This window comes from Methylobacterium sp. Leaf111, assembly GCF_001423285.1.
Taxonomy (GTDB): Bacteria; Pseudomonadota; Alphaproteobacteria; order Rhizobiales; family Beijerinckiaceae; genus Methylobacterium.
On sequence record NZ_LMNE01000011.1, the window covers coordinates 14,945 to 33,715 of the forward strand.

Consider the following 18,771-nt stretch of genomic DNA (forward strand, 5'->3'; position numbering starts at 1 on the left):
TCGCCTGCGGCGCCCCGGGATGACGGTGCGGGCTTCGGAGCCGCCGGCCGTCGGCGCAGCCGTCTCAGCGGTTGACCACCTGCTTCGGGGTGACGAACACGCAGACCGCGCCGATCACCAGCATGCCGGCCAGCGCGTACATGCCGGCGGCGGTGCTGCCCGTGGAATCGCGCAGGGCGCCGATGACGTAGGGGCTGGCAAAGCCCGCGAGGTTGCCCACCGAGTTGATCAGCGCGATTCCGGCGGCCGCCCCCGCGCCGCTGAGGAAGGCGGTGGGCAGGGACCAGAACAGGGGTGCGCAGGTGAGCACGCCGCCGGCGGCCACGGCGAGCGCCGCGATGGCCACGACGGTGCTCCCCGTGCTGGCGGCGACCACGAAGCCCACCGCGCCGCAGAGGGCCGGGACGATGAGGTGCCAGCGGCGCTCGCGCATCCGGTCGGCGCTGCGGCCGAGCAGGATCATCACGAAGACCGCGAACAGGAACGGGATCGCGCTGACGAGGCCGATGTTCAGGTTGCCCTGGATGCCGGACGCCTTGACGATGGTGGGCATCCAGAAGGTCAGTCCGTACTGGCCGGTGACGAAGGCGAAGTAGATCAGGCTCATGAACCAGATCCGCCCGTTGCGGAACACGGTGGCGATGGAGTGGGGGCTCTGCTCCTTGCCGGCGCCGTCGGCGGCGATGTCGCGCTCGATGACCTGCTTCTCGGCGGCGGTGAGCCACTTGGCTTCGGATGGGCGGTTGTCGAGGTAGAAGAACACCGCGAGACCCACCAGCACCGCCGGCACCGCCTCGATCAGGAACATCCACTGCCAGCCCGACAGGCCGTAGGTGCCGTTGAAGGCGTCCATGATCCAGCCGGAGAGCGGGTTGCCGAAGATGCCCGAGACGGGAATCGCCGACATGAACACGGCGATCACGCGGGCGCGGCGATGGGCCGGGAACCAGGTCGTGGTGTAGAGGATCACGCCCGGGTAGAAGCCCGCCTCGGCCAGGCCGAGCAGGAAGCGCATGATGTAGAACGAGGTGGCCGAGTTCACGAACATGAACCCGGCGGAGATGATGCCCCAGGTGATCATGATGCGGGCGATCCAGACCCGGGCGCCGACCCGGTGCAGGATCACGTTCGAGGGCACCTCGAACAGGAAGTAGCCGATGAAGAACAGGCCGGCGCCGAGGCCGTAGACGGTCTCGCTGAAGCCCAGCTCCTGGGACATCTGCAGCTTGGCGAAGCCGACGTTCACGCGGTCGAGATAGGCGACCACGTAACAGAGCATCAGGAACGGCACGAGCCGCCAGAACACTTTGCGATAGGTCTGTTCGACGAAATCCGCCGCGGGCGCATCGACGCCCCGCGCGGTTGCGGCCTGAACGCTCATGTTTCCTCCTGCCGGCGCGCGTTGCACGTCGCCGTTCTGGCGTTGCACCATCTTATTGCAGCACTACTCGTTGTGGCAGCGCTTGCATCTTGCGTAACAGATGATGGCAGCGCTGCCAATCTCATTGTTGCGGCCAACTAAGCTTGCTATGGGCTGTGCAGCCCGGGACCGGAGATGAAGGTCGACGATGAACGTCCAGAGGTCCCTGCACGAGCCGGAGCGCCGGCTCGTGACCCTGTCCGACGTGGCCCGCGAAGTCGGAGTCGGCGAGAGCACGGTCTCGCGCGTCCTGCGCAACCAGGGCTCGTTCTCGAAGCGCACGCAGGACCGGGTCGCGGAGGCGGTGGCGCGTCTCGGCTACGTGCCGAACCGGCTGGCCGGCATGCTGGCGGGCTCCGGTTCCACGGCGGGGGCCAAGCTCGTGGGGATCGTGATCCCGTCGCTCACCAACATCGTGTTCCCGGACCTCCTGCGGGGCGCCACGGCGGTCCTCGACCGCGGCGGCTTCCAGAGCGTGATCGGGGTCTCCGACTACGACCCGGAGCGGGAGGAGGCGCTGATCGGCGCCCTCCTCTCCTGGCGTCCCGCCGGCCTCATCGTCACCGGCCTGGAACACACGCCCGGCGCGCTGGCCCGCCTGCGGGCGAGCGGCATTCGCATCGTCGAGATGATCGACACCGACGGGGCCGGCCTCGACATCGTGGTGGGATTCTCCAACCGGGCGGTGGGCTGCGACAGCGCCCGGCACCTGCTGGCACGGGGCTACCGCCGCATCGGCTTCGTCGGCCACGACATCACGCAGGATCTCCGCGCCGCCAAGCGGCTCGCGGGGTTCTGCGAAACCCTTCGGGAGGCGGGCTGCCCCCTGGCGGAGCGCGAGATCGCGTCCGGACCCTCTTCGGCCGCGGCCGGGCGGGAGGCCCTGGCGCGGCTGGTCGGCCGCCGGCCCGACCTCGATGCGGTCTACTTCTCCAACGACGACATGGCGCTGGGCGGCTACTTCCACTGTCTCGCGGACGGGATCGCGGTGCCGGGACGCCTCGCTCTGTTCGGCTTTAACGCCCTCGACATCGCCGCCGCCCTGCCGCAGCCGCTGACCACCATCCGCACGCCGCGCCTGGAGATCGGCGCCGCCGCCGCCGAGCGCCTCGCCGCCGACGGCCCGGCCGAGACCGTCGATCTCGGCTACGAACTGATCGCGGGCGCCACCGCCTGAGATCGCCCCCTCCTCCCGTGACCTGAAGGGATTTCATGAGCGAATCGAAGCTTCGCGAGCAGATCTGCCGGTTCGGCCGCTCGCTGTTCGAGCGCGGCCTGACGCCGGGCTCGTCGGGCAACATCTCCCTGCGCCTGGACGACGGCGGCTGGCTGGTGACGCCGACCAACGCGTCGCTGGGCTTCCTCGACCCAGGCACGATCTCACGCCTGGACGCGAAGGGCGCCCTGGTCTCGGGCCACGCGCCCACCAAGGAGATCCCGCTCCATGCGGCGCTCTACGACAGCCGCACGGAGGCGCGCGCCATCGTCCATCTGCACTCGACCCATGCGGTGGCGGTGTCGATGCTGCCCGAGATCGACCCCAAGGCGGTTCTGCCGCCGCTGACGCCGTATTACCTGATGCGGGCCGGGGCCACGGCCCTGGTGCCGTATTACCGGCCCGGCGACCCGGCGGTGGCGGACGCGATCCGGGGGTTGGCCGGCCGCTACGCCTCGGTGCTGCTGGCCAACCACGGCCCGGTGGTGGCCGGCTCCACCCTGGAGAACGCGGTCTTCGCGACCGAGGAGCTGGAAGAGACGGCCAAGCTCTACCTGCTCCTGCGCAACCTCAACCCGCGCCACCTCTCGCCGGGGCAGGTGCAGGACCTCGTCAGCCATTTCGGCCTGACCCTGCCGGAGCCCGACGGGCACGACCACGGGCACTGAGCGGCGCGCTGAAACGCGCGCTGCGCGGCCGAGGGCCCCGTCAGGCCGCCACCTCGATCTGCGCCGTGGGCAGGGTCGCGGCGATCTCGGCGGCGATGCCGGCCGAGGCGATGTTCTTGGACTTGGCCTCGATCTCGAAATCCGCCCAGGCCATGTGGCGGGCCACCAGGGCGTTCACGGCCCGGTTCCACATCATGTCGGAATGGGCGGCCAGATCGCGCCAGTTGTGACCGGCCTCGGTCAGGGCGGCGAAGTCCGGCAGGGCGTCGGGCGTATGCCCCTCCAGCAGGGCTTCGCGCGAGACGCTGATATGGGCCACGGGGCGCACGCCCCGCCAGGACTCGCGCACCCGGGCGACGCGGAGATCGTCGGGCTCGATGTACGCACCCCGGCTCTCGACCCAGTGGTGGTGCAGGTCGAGCACCACCGGCACGACGTCGGCCAGCTCCAGCACCGTGTCCAATCCGAAGAAATTCTCGTCGTTCTCGACGGTGAGGAGATCGCGCGCCGTCTGCGAGAGCTTGGGCAGGCTGGCGCGAAACCCTGCGATGCCGGGGTCGCGGGCACCGACATGGATGTTGATGTGGGCCCCGTGCGGATGCCAGCCCTGGCCGTAGCCGAGCATCGCCATGAGTTCGGCATGGTGCTCCAGCTCCTCGATGCCGTTGCGCTGGGCCGCCGGGTTCTGCGAGGCGATGACGCAGAACGGGCCGGGATGGAAGCTCAGGCGCACCGAACCGGCCCGGGCGATCGCGCCGATCCGGGCGAGGCCGTCCTGGACGAGGCGGCGCATCTCGGGCTCGGCATAGAGGTCCCGCGCCACCGCGTGGGTGTAGCCGGGCAGGACGTTGCTGGCGATCCGCAGCAGGCGCTCGATCGCGGGCCGGGCGGCGACCCAGGCCACCTGCCGCTCCAGGGCACCGAGGTTGTGGCGCACGAGGCCCTCCAGCTTGTCCCGGCGCGCGGTGGGCGCCAGGGTCTTCAGGTGCGCCATGGTGGCGTGGGTGAGGTTCATCTGCAGGGTCGCCTCGCGGGCGGCCTTCAGGGTCTTGAAGGGCTCGGACGGTGGCTCGAGGATGAACTTGCAGCAGAAGCCGAGGCGGGGTGCGGAATCGGTCGAGGCTGGATCGGTCATGGGGCGATAACGCGGCGGAGCGGCATTGGTGCACGGCCGGAACCGGGGACCGGATGCGGTGCGTTGCCCCCGCGCCGACGGCCCCGTCGGCGCCGGAGAGTCCCATGGACGGCAAGTTTACTGAGGCCAAGCTCGCGGATCAGGTCCGGCGTGCGGCCGACCTCGCCCGTCGCCTGACCCTGGCCTATCCGCGGGGATCGCGCCGCGACGACTTCCCCTTCGCCGTGGTGGCGGCCTTCGACGCCGACATCCGGGGCCGCGTCGAGCGCGACCGCCGGATCGAGGACGAGCGCGACCGGGTGCTCATCGCCGCCGTCAACTTCGCCGAGACGCCGCCCGACGACGAGCCCGAGGCCGTGGAGCCGGCGCGAAGCGCCCTCGTGGCGGCCATCGACTATCTCGAGGAGGCGACCCTGCGCTTCGGGATCGTCAACCGCGAGGGGGCGCGGCTCGGCTACGGCGAGGCCGGCCAGCGGGTCGCGACCCCGGCCTGACGGGCGCCCCGCCGCGCTTCGCCGAATTTGTGATGCCCTGCCCTGCGACCCCGGGCCCGGCCCGCGCGTTACCCACACCCGCCGGCGCGATTCCGACGGGTCGTCCTACCAAAGTGGTCTCCTCCCGATGCGTCGCCTGTTCCCCGTCTTCATCGCCGCCGTCGCTCTCCTGGCGGGGGTGATCCTGTTCACCTTCGTCAAGCACGGCGACACCGCCCACACCCAGCCGGTGCCGGAAGCCGGCGCGAGCGCCCGCTGATGCCGCGCTGGTTGCCCCTGGCGGGCGCCGCCCTCCTCGCCATCCTGGTGGTGATCGGCCTCGGGTTCTGGAAGTACGATCGCCTGCAGGAGGCGCGCATCGAGAATGGCGGACGTCCGGCCATCCCCGCCTGCGCGCCCGACCGCATCGGCGAGACGGGACTGGCCGCCAACTGCCCCGGCACCGCCTTCCCGCCCGCCAAGGCACCCTGAGGGATCAAGGCACCCTGAGGAACCGGACGCGGCGTCTGAGACCCGGAGTGGGTAAGGGAGGCTGGACGGATGCACGCTCCCCCTGCCCGGTCCGGCCTCGGCGCCTTCCCGGCCTTCGTCTTCCTGCAGGGCAGCCTCTACGCCGCCTACGGGATGGTCTCGCCGTTCCTGCCGAGCTTCCTCGGCGACCGCGGGCTCGACGCCTCCGAGATCGGCATTGTGCTCGCAGGCGGGACGCTGATGCGCCTCGTGGCCGGACCGGTGGCGGGGCGGATCGCGGATCGCCTCGACGCCACCCGGGCTGTCCTCGCCGCCGGATCCGCCGCCGCCGGGCTCCTGGCCTTCGCCACCCTCCTGGGGCACGGCTTCCCCGCGCTCCTCGTCCTGGGCCTTGCGCAGGCCCTCGCCCTCGCGGCCCTCGCGCCCCTGTCCGATGCCCTCACCCTCGCGGCGATGGAGCGGGAGAGGACCTTCGCGTATGGGTGGGTCCGAGGCGCCGGTTCGGCCGCCTTCATCCTGGCGACCCTGGTGTCCGGGCAGGCCGTCGCCTGGGCCGGCCTGCCCAGCATCCTGGTCTCGAGCGGGCTGCTGTTCCTGCTCACCGCCCTCGCCGTCCGCGGGGTGCCCGCGGCCCCGCGGACCGGACACCCGAGCTCCCCGGCTCCGGAAGCGCCCACCCGCACCACCCTGCGCGCCCTGCTCGCGGTGCCGCTCTTCCGGCGGGTGCTCCTGGTGGCGGCCCTCGTCATCGGCAGCCACGCCCTGCACGAGGCCTTCGCGGTGATCCGCTGGCGGGCGGCGGGCCTCGGCCCCGGCACCGTCAGCCTGCTCTGGTCCCTGGCCGTGCTCTCGGAGGTCGTGGTGTTCGTCCTGTGCGGCTCCTGGCTGCTGGAGCGCCTCGGCACCGCCGGGGCGGCGATGCTGGCGGCCGGCGCCGGGATCCTGCGCTGGGCGATCCTGGCGACCACGGTGGCGGTGCCGATGCTGGCGATCGGCCAGGCCCTGCACGGCTTCACCTTCGCGCTGCTGCACCTGGCCAACATGCGCCTCCTCGCCGACCTCGTACCCGCCCGTGGCGCCGCCACCGCCCAGACCCTCTACGCGACCCTCGGCCTCGGGCTCGCGAACACCGTCCTGACCGGCCTGTCCGGGTGGCTCTACGGGCGGTTCGGGGCGGATGCGTTCTGGAGCATGGCGGCGCTCTGCGCGGGCGCGCTGCCCCTGGCGGCCGGCCTCCGGCGCCCCGCCCCGCAGGCCGTCTGAACCCGGGTCAGGGCCGGCACGCCCGCAGGAAGAAGTCGAGCGAGCGCTTCAGCGTCGCGCGCTTGACGTGGGTCATGCCCGGCCGCTCCAGGCCCAGCTCCGTCCGGTCGACGAAACCCCGGATGGTCAGGCCCAGGAAGGCATCGGCCGCGTGCCGGACATCGTCCACCGCGATCGCACCGGAGCGTACGCCGTCCTCCAGGCAGCGCTCCACCAGGGGCACCACCCGCGCCAGTCCGAAATCGTGGAGGGCCCGGGCGAATTCCGGGAAGCGTCCGGCCTCGGCCACCATCACCCGCCGGAACGCGATGCAGTCCGGCGTCACCACGGTCTCGAGGATCGCCAGGGCGATGCGGTGGAGGCGCTCCTCCACCGATCCGGCTTCCGCCGCCACCTTCTCGATGGAGGGCACGTTCTCCTCGATGAACCGCACGCACACGGCCTCGAACAGATCGACCTTCGAGGCGAAGCGCGCGTAGATCGTCTTCTTCGAGAGGCCGGCCGAGCCCGCGATGGCATCGATGCTCGCCGCCTCGAAGCCCTCGGTGAGGAACACGACCCGGGCGGCGTCGAGGACGCGCAGCAGCACGTCGCCCTCGGTCCCGCGCGGCGGGCGACCGAGGCGCCGGGGTGGCGACGGCATCACGTCCCTCTGAGCCACGGCGCGGTGTCCTCCCCCGGGGAAACGATGCCAGTCCTCTCCGGGGAAGACCAGGGACGCGGCGTGATGCGGATGTGGACCCGCGGCGTCCCGACCCGCTCCGTCAGAAGAACGCCTGCAGGCCCGTCTGCGCCCGGCCGAGGATCAGCGCATGGACGTCGTGCGTGCCCTCATAGGTGTTGACCGTCTCGAGGTTCTGGGCGTGACGCATCACGTGGTACTCGCCCATGATGCCGTTGCCGCCGTGCATGTCCCGGGCGACCCGGGCGATGTCGAGCGCCTTGCCGCAGTTGTTGCGCTTGATCAGCGAGATCATCTCGGGCGCCATCCGGCCCGCGTCGAACAGGCGCCCGACGCGCAGGGCGGCCTGGAACCCGAGGGCGATCTCGGTCTGCATGTCGGCGAGCTTCTTCTGCACGAGCTGGGTCTGGGCCAGCGGTCGGCCGAACTGCTTGCGCTCCAGGGTGTAGGACCGGGCCCGGTGCCAGCAATCCTCCGCCGCCCCCATGGCGCCCCAGGCGATGCCGTAGCGGGCCCGGTTCAGGCAACCGAACGGCCCCTTCAGGCCCGAGACGTTGGGCAGGAGCGCGTCCTCGCCGACCTCGACGTCCTCCATCACGATCTCGCCCGTGGTGGAGGCGCGCAACGAGAGCTTGCCCTTCAGGGTGGGCGCGGAGAGACCCGGCATGCCCTTCTCCAGGATGAAGCCCCGGATCGCGCCCTCATGCGCCTCGGACTTGGCCCAGACCACGAAGACGTCGGCGAAGGGCGCGTTCGAGATCCACGTCTTGGCCCCCGACAGGCGGTAGCCCCCGTCGGTCTTCACGGCCTTCGTCGTCATGCCGGCCGGGTCCGAGCCGGCATCGGGCTCGGTCAGGCCGAAGCAGCCGATCCACGCCCCCGAGGCGAGCTTGGGCAGGAATTTCTGGCGCTGCGCCTCCGAGCCGTAGGCGTGGATCGGGTACATCACGAGGGAGGATTGCACGCTCATCATCGAGCGGTAGCCGGAATCCACCGCCTCGACGGCACGGGCCACGAGGCCGTAGGCGACGTAAGTCGCGCCGGCGCCGCCATAGGCCTCCGGCAGGGTGACGCCGAGGAGCCCGCGCTCGCCCATCCTCCGGAACAGCTCCGGGTTGCTGGTCTCCTGCGCGTAGGCCTCGACGATGCCGGGCAGGAGTTCCTCCTGCGCGAAGGCCCGGGCGGCCTCGTGGATGGCGCGCTCGTCGTCGCTGAGCTGGTCGTCGAGGAGGAAGGGATCGTCCCAGGCAAAGCTCGCCGAGGCGGGGGCGGTGGGCGCGGCGGAGCCGGGCGGGCGCGTCGGGGCGTTCATGGGGCGGTTCCTCGGGTTTCTGTGTTTTCGCGACCCTAACAGGCTCCGTCGGAGAGGCCACCTGTCCGGCCCGGAATCGGTTCCGGGATCGGGACCGAAACCTGATAGACAGGCGCGGCTTGAAGCGGCGCTCCGGATGCCGGAACGGATGCCGCCCGCACGAGAGGGAGAACCGACCATGGCCGAGACGACGGCGCGCGACGACGGCTCCCGCTCCCCTGCGCGGCCCCTGCCGCTCGACGGCATCCGCGTGCTCGACCTCTCGCGCGTGCTCGCCGGGCCCTGGAGCGCCATGTGCCTCGGCGACCTCGGCGCCGAGGTGATCAAGGTCGAGCACCCGGAGCGCGGCGACGACACCCGCGACTGGGGCCTGCGCACGGGGGCCACCAACACCTCGTACTTCGACGCCGCCAACCGCAACAAGCGCTCGATCACCCTCGACCTCGCCACCCCGGAGGGCCTCGCCGTGGCGCGCGACCTCGCCCGCACCTGCGACGTGGTGGTGCAGAACTTCAAGACCGGCGGCGCCGACCGCCTCGGCCTCGGCTACACGACCTTGAGCGCCGAGAACCCGCGCCTGATCTACTGTTCGATCTCCGGCTACGCCTCGGATGGGCCTGAGGCGACGCGGCCCGGCTACGACATCGTGGTCCAGGGCGAGGCCGGCCTGATGGCGCTGAACGGCGAGGCCGGCCGCCCGCCCCTGAAGTTCGGCCTCGCGGCGGTCGATCTCTTCACCGGGCAATACGCGGCCCAGGGGGTGCTCGCCGCCCTGTTCGAGCGCGAGCGCACCGGGCGCGGACGCCACATCGAACTCGCCCTGTTCGATTGCGGCCTGGCGCTCACCGCCTATTGCGGCCTGGAGGCGATGGTGCGCGGGCACGACCCCGCCCGCGCCGGCAACGCCCATCCGTCGATCGCCCCCTACGGCGTGTTCCAGGCCGGCGACGGACCCATCGTGCTGGCGGTGGGCAACAACGGGCAGTATCGCCGCCTCTGCGAGGGAATCCTGGAGCGGCCGGACCTCGCCGCGGACCCGCGCTTCGCCACGAACCTGGAGCGCTCCCGCAACCGCGCGCAGTTCCTGCCGGCGATCGAGGCCGAGCTCGCCCGCTGGACCCGTGCCGATCTCATCGCCCGGCTGGACGCGGCCGGCATCCCCTGCGGCGAGGTGCTGGGCCTGCACGAGGCCCTGACCTCCGACCGGGCCCGGGCCGGCAACCTCGTGCTGCCCCAGGGCGGCGACGCCGATCCCACCGCCTACGTCCTCGCCCCGCCCTACCGCCTCGACGGGGAGCGCCTGCCCGTCCGCCGAATGCCGCCGGCCCTCGGAGCGTCGAGCGCCGAGATCCGGGCGGACTGCGCGGCGCGGCGCGCGGCGGAGGCCGAGCGCCCCTCGGGCGACCCGGTCAAACCGGCAGGAGGGTGAACCCGAGGCTCTGGCCGAGGAACCGGGCCGTGATCCGGCCCGGGCCGGTCAGGTCGAAGGGCACCGAGAGCGTGCCGGTGGAGACGAGGCTGCCGGCCGGGATCGTCGTGCCGCGCTCGCGCGCCACGGCCATCAGGTCCGTGAGCGCGGCCAGGGGATCGGTCTCGTCCTCCCCCGTCACGGCCCGCACCCGCTCCACGCCGTCGACCTCGACCACGAGGCCGCGCGCCACTTCGGCGAGGTCTCCCGTGGCCAGCACGGGGCCGAGCACCAGGGCCTGGAAGGCCGAATTGTCGGCCGCGAAGCTCGGCCAGCCGACGGCACGCCGATCGACGTAGCGGGACAGCACGAGCTCGAACGCCGCGCGGGTTTCGCCGACGACCTCGGCCGCCGGAACCACAGGGGCGTCGGGGGCGATGTCGCGGGCGATCCCGTAGGCGATCTCGAACTCGATCGTCACCGCCCCGGCATGGGGCATCCGGAGTTCGGCCCCGTCGCCATGGAGCCGGTCCCGCAGTACCCGCCCGGCGATGGAGCGGCCGACCCCCGAGCTGCGCTTGCCCTTGTGGCTGCCGATGGCGAGCTTCCAGCCGGCGAATTCTGCGCCGAGCGCCGCCACGAGCCGGTCCTGGACGTCGTAGCCCTCGGACATCGTGCGCGGACGGACGGCCTCGGGCAGTTCGCCGAGCTGCCGCCCCGCGCGATAGGCCGCCAGCAGCAGGTCCGCGGCGGGCTGGGGATCGTAGGCTTTCAGCACGGCTTCGGGCAGGAATTCTGACATGGCGGACCTCTTCGCGGCGTCGGGCCGGATGCCCAGGCTCTAGCGGATCTTTGCGTCGGCCGGTGGGCGATTCCGCCGGATCGGGCTGGCCCGGCTCCCCGCCTCATCCGGGGGGGCGCCGCGCCGCCGGCACCGCTCCGGTCCCGAAAACAGGATCGATCGGTGGAGACAGAACGGAGGGGCGGCTCCGCGGGGGGCCTCGACAGGCGCGTCGGCCGAGCCGCCGGTCGAACGATCTTGGCTGCGAAAGGATCTTGGCTGCGAACATAGAGCGGCACCGCCGACAGGATCTGGGGCGGTCGGCGCCGGAGTTCGGGCGATCTCACACGGGCGGGCAGAGATATGTTGGCAATTTCTATTGCCGGACGATCCATCCGGTCGGGGAACCGATCCCAGGGCACAGAATTATACTTCTCGATAACATCTCCGGAGGAACGCCACGTGAAATTCTCGACGATTGCCGGCGCCGCTGCCATTTTCGCGATCACGGCCGGGACCGCGCTCGCCGCGCCCTGCAACACCGGCTCGACGAAGGGCACCAGCCCGGGTCAGCAGACCATGAACGACAAGAGCTCGACGGCCGACCAGGGCAGCAAGAACCTCGCGGGCGGCCAGCAGCCCGCCTCCCCCGGAACGGTCGGCGCGATGAACAACGTGGGCGCCAACCAGATGGTCGGCGACAAGCCCGGTTCGGAGGGCAAGAACGACCAGGGCGGCGGTGTCGGCACGTCCAGCAAGAACCTCGCGGGCGGCCAGCAGCCGGCCTCGCCCGGGACGGTGGGCGCCATGAACAATGCCGGCGCCAACCAGGAGATCGGCAAGAAGGGCGACGATTGCTGATCGCCTGACGCCAACGGCACCATCAGGACGCCCGCCCGGTCTCGCCCGGGCGGGCGTTTTCGTGCGCTTCGCGGGCGGGACCGGACGCCGCCTCCGGGACGGGAGATCCCGTCAGGTGTCCCGCGCGCTCCCGACCAGGGCCGCCGTCCGGTCCCGCAAGGCCTGGAGGCTGCGGTAGCCGACCGAGGCGGCGACCTGGCGCGGCGCCCACCCATCGGCCGCCAGGGCCAGGGCTCGCACGACCCGGGCCCTGGCCCGCCATTGCCCGAAGGTGAGCCCCGTCTGCCGGTGGAATCCCCGCGTCAGGGTCCGGCGGCTCAGACCCGCCCGCGCGGCCCAGGCATCGAGATCGAGCGCTCCGGCCGGATCGTCGATCACTCCGAGGCAGACTCGCCGGAGCCGGGCATCGCGCGGCAGGGGCAGGGTCAGGCGTGTCTCCGGGGCGCGTCCGATCTCGTCGAGGATGAGGGCTGCCAGGTGCCCACCCCGGCCGGCCTCGTCGTAGAGCACCGGCTCGTTCGTCAGGGCGGCCAGCGCGGCGGCGAGGAGGGCCGAGACCTCGATGACCCGGGCCCGGCTCGGAAAGCCGGCGATCGCCTCCCGCGCGAGATAGGCCGAGCACATCGCCACATCCCCGTGCATGACGACGGCGTGCGGAAGGCCTGGCGGAATCCACAGGGCATGTCCTTCCGGCACGACCCAGGTCCCGTCCTCGGCCGTCGCCATCATCAGGCCGGCGGTGGCGTAGAGAAGCTGGGCTCGCGGATGGTGGTGCCGGTCCGTGCCGCTGCCGGCCGCGAAGGTCTTGGGCATCACCGCGACCGCGCGCGGGACAGCCTGGTAATCCTCCGCCCGGATCGAACGCATCGGCGTCTCCCTGGCCCGATCGCGTACGCCTTCGGCCCGACGCCATTCAACGGGTCAGGTAAACGGGAGGCAAGTCCCTGCGGAAGGCTGCCGGTGTCTGAGCACGAGGCGCAGCCGACGCGGATGCTTGCCGGAGGAGAGGACCGACCGATGGACGCCGAGACCCTGTCCCGCCGGACCCTGCGCTTCGTCAACGTGGCGCATGCCCTCGACCACTTCGTCCTGCTGATCTACCCCACCGCGGTGATCGCGATCGCGGCGCAGACGGGCCGGAGCTACGGCGAACTGATCCCGCTCGCCACCGGCGCCTTCGTGGCCTTCGGGCTCTGCGCCCTGCCGATGGGCTGGCTCGCCGACCGGTTCGGGCGTCGCACCCTGCTGGCGATCTTCTTCTTCGGCTACGGCCTGTCCTGCCTCGGCGTGGCGAGCGCGGGCAGTCCGACGGCGTTCCTGGTGTGGCTCTGCATGCTCGGGCTCGCCTCCGCGATCTATCACCCGGTCGGCTCCACCATGCTGGTGAGCCATGCCCGGCGCCTGGGGCGCGACCTCGGCGTGAACGGCGTCTGGGGCAATCTCGGGGCCGCAACCGCCTCGGGCGTGACGGCGCTCCTCGCCACGGCGTTCGGCTGGCAGGCGGCCTTCGTGGTGCCGGGCCTGGTCTGCCTCGCCTGCGGGACGGCGTTCCTGGCCCTCGTGCCGGGCGACGGCGCCGGATCGCAGGGCCGGGCCGGGGGCAAGCCCGTCCTCCCGGTCGCGCGCCCGATCCCGCTCCTCTGCGTGTTCGCCTTCGCGGTCGTGGCGGGCGGGATGACCTTCAACATCACCACGATCGCCCTGCCCAAGGTGGTCGACGAGCGCGTCGGCGCCGGACTGCCCCTGTTCCTGATCGGATCGGTGGCCACCCTCGTCTTCGCCTTCGGTGCCCTGACCCAACTGCTGATGGGCCGCCTCATCGATCGCTACAGCCTGCCGGTCCTCTTCCTCGGCCTGTCCATCCTGCAGCCCCTCGGCCTCGGCCTCGCGGCGGCGAGCACGGGCGTGCCGCTCATGGCCGGCCTCGTGCTGACGATGGCGGCGCTCTACGGACAGGTCGTGATCAACGACGCGATGGTGGCCCGCTACGTGCCCCCGCTCTACCGCGCCCGGGCCTACAGCGTGCGCTACTTCCTCGGCTTCACCGTCAGCGGGTTCGTGGTGCCGTTGATCGGCCTCCTGCACGACCGGGGCGGCTTCGGCCTCGTGCTGGGAATCGCGGCGGCGTTCGGCGCCGTCATCGCCGCCGCCGCCCTCGGCTTCTTCGTCCTCACGCGGCAGCCGGCATCCCCCGCGGTCGCCCCCGCGGCCTGACGATGGCGGCCCTAGCCCTCGCCGTCCGGCGGGGGCTCGGCGCGCAGGAAATCGAAGTCGCAGCCCTCGTCCGCCTGCAGCACCGATCCGTAGAACAGGTGCGCGTAGCCGCGCCGCGCCCAGTCCGGTCGTTGCGTCGGGCCGAGGGCGGTGCGGCGGGCCTCCAGGACCGCGTCGTCCACGAGGACGTCGATGCGCCGGCCGGCGGTGTCGAGGCGGATGCGGTCGCCGGTCCGGACGAGCCCGAGGGGACCGCCGACGGCGGATTCCGGCGTGATGTGGAGCACGATGGTACCGAAGGCCGTCCCGCTCATGCGGGCGTCGGAGATGCGCACCATGTCCTTGATCCCGCGCGCCAGGATCTTCTTCGGGATCGGCAGATAGCCCGCCTCCGGCATGCCGGGCGCGCCCTTCGGGCCGCCGTTCTGGAGCACGAGGACGTCGTCCGGCCCGACATCGAGGTCGGGGTCGTCGATCCGGGTGGTCATTTCGGCGATGGAGCCGAACACCACCGCCCGGCCGGTGTGCTGGAGCAGGGCCGGGCTCGCGGCGCTGTGCTTGATCAGGGCGCCGCGCGGGGCGAGGTTGCCGTGCAGCACCGCCATGGCGCCGACCGGCTTAATCGGATCGTCGGCGGAGCGGATCACGGTCTGGCCCGGCACCGCTTCGGCCGCCGCCACCACGTCCCGCAGGGTGCCGCCCGCGACCGTGGCGGCGTCGAGGTCGATCAGGGCTCCGAGGTTCCGGAGCAGGGCCGGCACGCCGCCGGCATGGTGGAAATGCTCCATGTAGTGCTGGCCGGAGGGCTTCAGGTCGACGAGCACGGGCACGGCGCGCCCGAGGGCGTCGAAGGCATCGAGGTCGATCCCGTGCGGCGTCCGGTTGGCGATGGCGGTCAGGTGGATCAGGCCGTTGGTCGATCCACCGATCGCCTGCAGGACGATCTGGGCGTTGCGGAAGGCGGCCGGCGTCAGGAGTTCGCTCGGCCGCGGACCGCCCGAAACCGCCATCTCGGCGGCACGGCGACCGCTCGCCTCGGCGATGCGGATGCGCTCGGCATGGGGGGCCGGCACCGTGGCGCTCATCGGCAGCGACAGGCCGAGCGCCTCCGTCACGCAGGCCATGGTGCTGGCGGTGCCCATCACCATGCAGGTGCCCACCGAGGGGGCGAGGCGGCCGTTGACGCGCTCGATCTCATCTTCGTCGATCTCGCCGGCGCGGTGCGCGCTCCAGAGCCGGCGGCAATCGGTGCAGGCGCCCAGGATCTCGCCCTTGTGATGGCCCACCACCATGGGACCGACGGGGATGACCACGGTGGGTAGGTCGACGCTCGCCGCCGCCATGATCTGCGCCGGCAGGGTCTTGTCGCAGCCGCCGATGACGAGGACGGCGTCCATCGGCTGGGCCCGCAGCATCTCCTCGGTGTCCATCGCCATGAGGTTGCGCAGGAACATCGAGGTCGGATGCGCGAAGCTCTCGTGGATCGAGATCGTCGGGAATACCATGGGCAGGCCGCCGGCGAGCATCACGCCGCGCTTGGCCGCCTCGATCAGGGCCGGGGCGTTGCCGTGGCACGGGTTGTAGTCGCTCGCCGTGTTGGTGATGCCGACGATCGGCCGGTCGAGGGCGTCGTCCGAGTAGCCCGCCGCCTTGATGAAGGCCTTGCGCAGGAACAGGGAGAAGCCCGCGTCGCCGTAGCTGGTGAGGCCCTTGCGCAGACCTTTGCTCATGATGCGCGTCCGGTTCCGGGTGTCAGGGGGCCACGCGCGCACGCGGATCGACGCGGGCGATGCGCGCCAGGAGATAGTCGACCTCCGCCCGCCCTTGCGCCGACAGGCTCGCGGCCGGCTTGCGCTGGGCGTCCGAGGCGAAGATCCCGCGCTTCTGGAAGACGTACTTGCGCACGGCCAGGCCCAGGGGACCCTGTTGCTGCTCGTATCGCAGATACGGCAGGTGCGCGTCGAAAAGGTCGTGGGCCGCGTCGCGTTCGCCGGCCCGCGACAGGCGCACGACGTCGACGAGCATCTCCGGGAAGGCGTAGCCGGTGTTGGCCCCGTCCGCGCCGCGCTCCATCTCGAAATCGAGGAACAGGCCGCCGTTGCCCGTGAGGATCGCGATGTGGCGCATCGAGCCGTCCTGCTCGAAGCCGCGCAGGGCGGTGATCTTGTCGAGGCCCGGCCAGTCCTCGTGCTTGAGCATGACGCAGGACGGGTTCTCGGTGACGATCCGGCGGATGACGGCGGGCGTCATCACCACCGAGAAGGTGAGCGGGTAGTCCTGGATCACGAAGGGCACGTCGGGGCCGATCGCCTCGGCCGCGTTGCGGTAGTAGGCCACCACCTGGTCGTCGGTGCGCAGGGTGTTGGGCGGCCCGATCATGACGCCGGCGGCGCCGAGCTCCATCACCTCCCGGGCGAGCGACCGCATGGCCGCGAAGCCCGGGGCCGAGACGCCCACGAGGACCGGCACGTCCACGCGCCCGATGACCCGCCGGGCGATGGCCACCGCCTCGGCATGGTCGAGCTTGGGCGCCTCGCCGAGCTGGCCCAGGATGGTCAGGCCGTCGATGCCCGCGCCGAGGAAGAACTCGGACATCCGGTCGAGGGAGGTCTCGTCGACCCGGCCATCGGGGTGGAAGGGCGTCGGGGCGATCGGGATCACCCCCTTGATCGCGCTGGTGAGAGCCATGGTGTCTTCCTTGGGGGGGCGGTGGGGGGCGAGGAACGGAAGGGTCAGCGGACCGCCGGCGCTGCCGGCACTACCGGATTGACGAGGTTGCGCGGCGGCTGGCCGCGCAGGATGCACAGCATCGCCTCGACGGCGCCGAGGCCCATCACCCGCAGGCTGTTGGCGCTGGTGCCGGCCACGTGCGGCGTCAGGAGCAGGTTCGGGCAGGCGAGGTAGGGGTGGTCCACGGGCAACGGCTGGGTCTCGAACACGTCGAGGGCGGCGCCCGCGATGGCGCCCGCCCGCAGGGCCGCCGCCAGGGCGTCGGACCGCACGATGGGCCCCCGCGCCACGTTGATCAGCACCGCGCCCGGCCGCATCCGGCCGATCAGCGCCGCATCGACGAGCCCGCGCGTCTCCGGGGTCAGCGGGCAGGCGACGACGACGGCGTCGCTATCCGAGAACAGCGTCTCCCGGTCCACCGGCTCGATCAGCCCGCCGGCGGTGTGCGGGCTTCGGGAATGGCCGAGCACCCGCAGGCCGAAGCCGTGGCGGGCGATGGCGGCGACCCGGCGGCCGATCTCGCCGGTGCCGAGGATGCCCAGGGTCGTCCCGCCGATCTCGCCGAGATCGCTCGCCCGGGATTTCGCCGGGAGCCAGCCGGCCTCGCGCAGGGTCCGGTCCAGGGGCCCGAGCTGGCGGCGCAGGTGGAACAGGGCCGCGAAGACGTACTCGGCCACCGCCTGGGTGTTGCTGCCGGGCAGGTTGGCCACCGGGATGCCGCGGGCGGTCGCCGCCGCCAGGGGCACGAAGTCGAGTCCGACGCCGTGGCGGACGATGCCGCGCAGGAGGGGCGCGTGGTCGAGGATGTCGTCGGGCAATTGCGCCCGCACGATCAGGCCCGCCGCTTCGGCCGCCAGGGCGCGCAGGGTCTCGGGCCGGGTGTCCGCGGCGGTGACCACCCGGGCCTCGCCCGTGAGCCGGGCGACGGCCTCCGGATGGATGGGATTGGTCAGGACCACCAGGGGGCGGAGGTCTGGCGATCGTTCGGGCCGGGATGCGCTCACGCTCTGTCTGCCTTCGGGAATGCGGGCGGGGCCGATCCGGGATCGGGCGGCCTGCGGTGGCTCAGGGGTCCTGTCCCGCCACCTCGATGCGGGCCTTGAGGATCTCGATGAGGGCACGGTCGCGGCGCTCCGCCAGGACCGCGAGCGAGCGGCCGGCGGCCTCCGCCGCGATCCCGGCCACGATCCGGTCCTTCACGTCCTCGGTGAGCTCCGGGGTCCCGAGGCTGGCCCAGCGCCGGACCTGGCTCGGCCCGAGATGGTCGAGATAGTGCCGGATGCCGCCCGCCCCGCCCCCGAGATGATAGGTCATGTGCGGCCCCATCGCGGCCCAGCGCAGGCCGGGGCCGTTGCACAGGGCGGCGTCGATGTCGGCGACGCTCGCCACCCCTTCGGCCACGAGGTTGACGGCTTCCCGGTAGAGGGCCGAGGCGAGGCGGTTGGCGATATGGCCCGGCATCTCGCGGGTGAGCACCAACGGACGGCGCCCGAGCCGGGCGTAGAAGGCGGCGGCCCGGGCCGCCGTGGCGGGGTCGCCCGCCACGATCTCCACCAGGGGCACGAGATGGGGCGGGTGGAACGGGTGGGCCACCAGGATCCGCTCCGGCCGGGCGCAATCGGCCACGAGGGCGCTGCGCAGCATCGCCGAAGTGCTCGAGGCGACGAGGATCGACGGGGGCAGCCGGCGATCGACCTCCAAGAGCAGCGCGCGCTTCACCGCCTCGTTCTCCGGCGCGTTCTCCTGCACGAAATCCGTGTCCGCGAGCGCGTCCTCCAGACGGTCGTGGAAGCGCAGCGTGCCCTGCCCGTTCAGGCCGAGCTCGGACAGCTGCGCCCGCGCCGCCTCCACAGCCCGGAGGGCCGCCGCCGCGAAGCCGGGCGCCGGGTCGTAGGCCGCCACGTCGAGGCCGTGGGCGAGGAACAGGGCCGCCCAACTGGCGCCCAGGGTGCCGCAGCCCAGCACGGTGACCCGTTCGATTTCATCCGCTTCGATGGCCGTCAAAACTCTCTCCCGGGCGGGTTTACTTTCGAATCCAGAATACGCTTATTCAAGCCCGTACCGACCGTTTTCGCGGCGGACGAAGCGGGCGACACGACCCGCGACCGGAGGAAGC

The 18,771-nt window shown here is 72.0% G+C and carries 19 protein-coding genes; 9 read left to right on the top strand and 10 right to left on the bottom strand.

The annotated features are described in order from the left end of the window. Positions 1–64 precede the first annotated feature (64 nt). Positions 65–1,381, bottom strand: a complete 1,317-nt coding sequence (locus ASF41_RS08945; protein ID WP_056349489.1) for an MFS transporter — start codon at positions 1,379–1,381, stop codon at positions 65–67. 187 nt (positions 1,382–1,568) lie between these two features. Between ASF41_RS08945 and ASF41_RS08950 the strand changes: the two genes are divergently transcribed. Together ASF41_RS08950 and ASF41_RS08955 are read left to right on the top strand one after the other, a co-directional pair. Beyond that, positions 1,569–2,597 (top strand): LacI family DNA-binding transcriptional regulator, encoded by a 1,029-nt coding sequence (locus ASF41_RS08950; RefSeq protein ID WP_056492555.1) that lies wholly within the window; start codon positions 1,569–1,571, stop codon positions 2,595–2,597. Between the two features lie 35 nt (positions 2,598–2,632). After that, positions 2,633–3,304 (top strand): aldolase, encoded by a 672-nt coding sequence (locus ASF41_RS08955; RefSeq protein WP_056349486.1) that lies wholly within the window; start codon positions 2,633–2,635, stop codon positions 3,302–3,304. A 40-nt stretch (positions 3,305–3,344) separates the two neighbouring features. Here ASF41_RS08955 and ASF41_RS08960 read toward each other — a convergent pair whose 3' ends face one another. After that, positions 3,345–4,439, bottom strand: coding sequence for a UV damage endonuclease UvsE (locus tag ASF41_RS08960; RefSeq protein ID WP_056492558.1), 1,095 nt, complete (start codon positions 4,437–4,439; stop codon positions 3,345–3,347). A 104-nt stretch (positions 4,440–4,543) separates the two neighbouring features. On the opposite strand from ASF41_RS08960, the gene ASF41_RS08965 reads away from it, so the two are divergent. From ASF41_RS08965 to ASF41_RS08975, 4 genes are all read left to right on the top strand, one after another. Continuing rightward, positions 4,544–4,933, top strand: coding sequence for a hypothetical protein (locus tag ASF41_RS08965; protein ID WP_056271135.1), 390 nt, complete (start codon positions 4,544–4,546; stop codon positions 4,931–4,933). A gap of 127 nt (positions 4,934–5,060) precedes the next feature. Further along, positions 5,061–5,192: a hypothetical protein gene (locus ASF41_RS26440; protein WP_274533606.1), complete on the top strand. Its 132-nt coding sequence runs from the start codon at positions 5,061–5,063 to the stop codon at positions 5,190–5,192. After that, positions 5,192–5,404, top strand: a complete 213-nt coding sequence (locus ASF41_RS08970; protein WP_056271132.1) for a hypothetical protein — start codon at positions 5,192–5,194, stop codon at positions 5,402–5,404. The genes ASF41_RS26440 and ASF41_RS08970 overlap by 1 nt, the downstream gene beginning before the upstream one ends. Positions 5,405–5,473: 69 nt before the next feature. Next, complete coding sequence (locus tag ASF41_RS08975; RefSeq protein ID WP_056492561.1) at positions 5,474–6,667, top strand: MFS transporter; 1,194 nt, start codon at positions 5,474–5,476, stop codon at positions 6,665–6,667. A gap of 7 nt (positions 6,668–6,674) precedes the next feature. Here the strand turns inward: ASF41_RS08975 and ASF41_RS08980 are convergent, their stop codons facing one another. Together ASF41_RS08980 and ASF41_RS08985 are read right to left on the bottom strand one after the other, a co-directional pair. After that, positions 6,675–7,328, bottom strand: a complete 654-nt coding sequence (locus tag ASF41_RS08980) for a TetR/AcrR family transcriptional regulator (protein ID WP_156389826.1) — start codon at positions 7,326–7,328, stop codon at positions 6,675–6,677. A gap of 103 nt (positions 7,329–7,431) precedes the next feature. Further along, positions 7,432–8,661: an acyl-CoA dehydrogenase gene (locus ASF41_RS08985; RefSeq protein WP_056216610.1), complete on the bottom strand. Its 1,230-nt coding sequence runs from the start codon at positions 8,659–8,661 to the stop codon at positions 7,432–7,434. A gap of 178 nt (positions 8,662–8,839) precedes the next feature. On the opposite strand from ASF41_RS08985, the gene ASF41_RS08990 reads away from it, so the two are divergent. Further along, positions 8,840–10,090 carry a CaiB/BaiF CoA-transferase family protein gene (locus tag ASF41_RS08990; protein WP_056492564.1) on the top strand — a complete coding sequence of 417 codons (1,251 nt, stop codon included), beginning with the start codon at positions 8,840–8,842 and terminating at the stop codon, positions 10,088–10,090. Here ASF41_RS08990 and ASF41_RS08995 read toward each other — a convergent pair. Beyond that, complete coding sequence (locus tag ASF41_RS08995) at positions 10,071–10,871, bottom strand: 2-keto-4-pentenoate hydratase (protein WP_056349474.1); 801 nt, start codon at positions 10,869–10,871, stop codon at positions 10,071–10,073. The genes ASF41_RS08990 and ASF41_RS08995 overlap by 20 nt on opposite strands. Before the next feature lie 441 nt (positions 10,872–11,312). Here ASF41_RS08995 and ASF41_RS09000 point away from each other — a divergent pair, with 441 nt between their 5' ends. Beyond that, positions 11,313–11,711 (top strand): hypothetical protein, encoded by a 399-nt coding sequence (locus tag ASF41_RS09000; RefSeq protein ID WP_056216603.1) that lies wholly within the window; start codon positions 11,313–11,315, stop codon positions 11,709–11,711. 111 nt (positions 11,712–11,822) lie between these two features. Here ASF41_RS09000 and ASF41_RS09005 read toward each other — a convergent pair whose 3' ends face one another. After that, entirely contained in the window at positions 11,823–12,578 is a 756-nt protein-coding gene (locus ASF41_RS09005) for a helix-turn-helix domain-containing protein (protein ID WP_056492567.1), read from the bottom strand. A gap of 150 nt (positions 12,579–12,728) precedes the next feature. Here ASF41_RS09005 and ASF41_RS09010 point away from each other — a divergent pair, with 150 nt between their 5' ends. Continuing rightward, a complete protein-coding gene (locus tag ASF41_RS09010; RefSeq protein WP_056492570.1) occupies positions 12,729–13,925 on the top strand; it encodes an MFS transporter in 1,197 nt (398 codons plus the stop codon). A gap of 11 nt (positions 13,926–13,936) precedes the next feature. Here the strand turns inward: ASF41_RS09010 and ASF41_RS09015 are convergent, their stop codons facing one another. From ASF41_RS09015 to ASF41_RS09030, 4 genes are all read right to left on the bottom strand, one after another. Then, complete coding sequence (locus ASF41_RS09015; RefSeq protein ID WP_056492574.1) at positions 13,937–15,655, bottom strand: IlvD/Edd family dehydratase; 1,719 nt, start codon at positions 15,653–15,655, stop codon at positions 13,937–13,939. A 22-nt stretch (positions 15,656–15,677) separates the two neighbouring features. After that, positions 15,678–16,613 (bottom strand): dihydrodipicolinate synthase family protein, encoded by a 936-nt coding sequence (locus ASF41_RS09020; RefSeq protein ID WP_056492577.1) that lies wholly within the window; start codon positions 16,611–16,613, stop codon positions 15,678–15,680. A 44-nt stretch (positions 16,614–16,657) separates the two neighbouring features. After that, the gene (locus ASF41_RS09025; RefSeq protein WP_056492580.1) at positions 16,658–17,659 is read right to left on the bottom strand and encodes an NAD(P)-dependent oxidoreductase; all 1,002 of its coding nucleotides are present in this window, start codon (positions 17,657–17,659) and stop codon (positions 16,658–16,660) included. A gap of 61 nt (positions 17,660–17,720) precedes the next feature. Next, positions 17,721–18,659 (bottom strand): 3-hydroxyacyl-CoA dehydrogenase NAD-binding domain-containing protein, encoded by a 939-nt coding sequence (locus ASF41_RS09030; RefSeq protein WP_244479603.1) that lies wholly within the window; start codon positions 18,657–18,659, stop codon positions 17,721–17,723. Positions 18,660–18,771 lie beyond the last annotated feature (112 nt).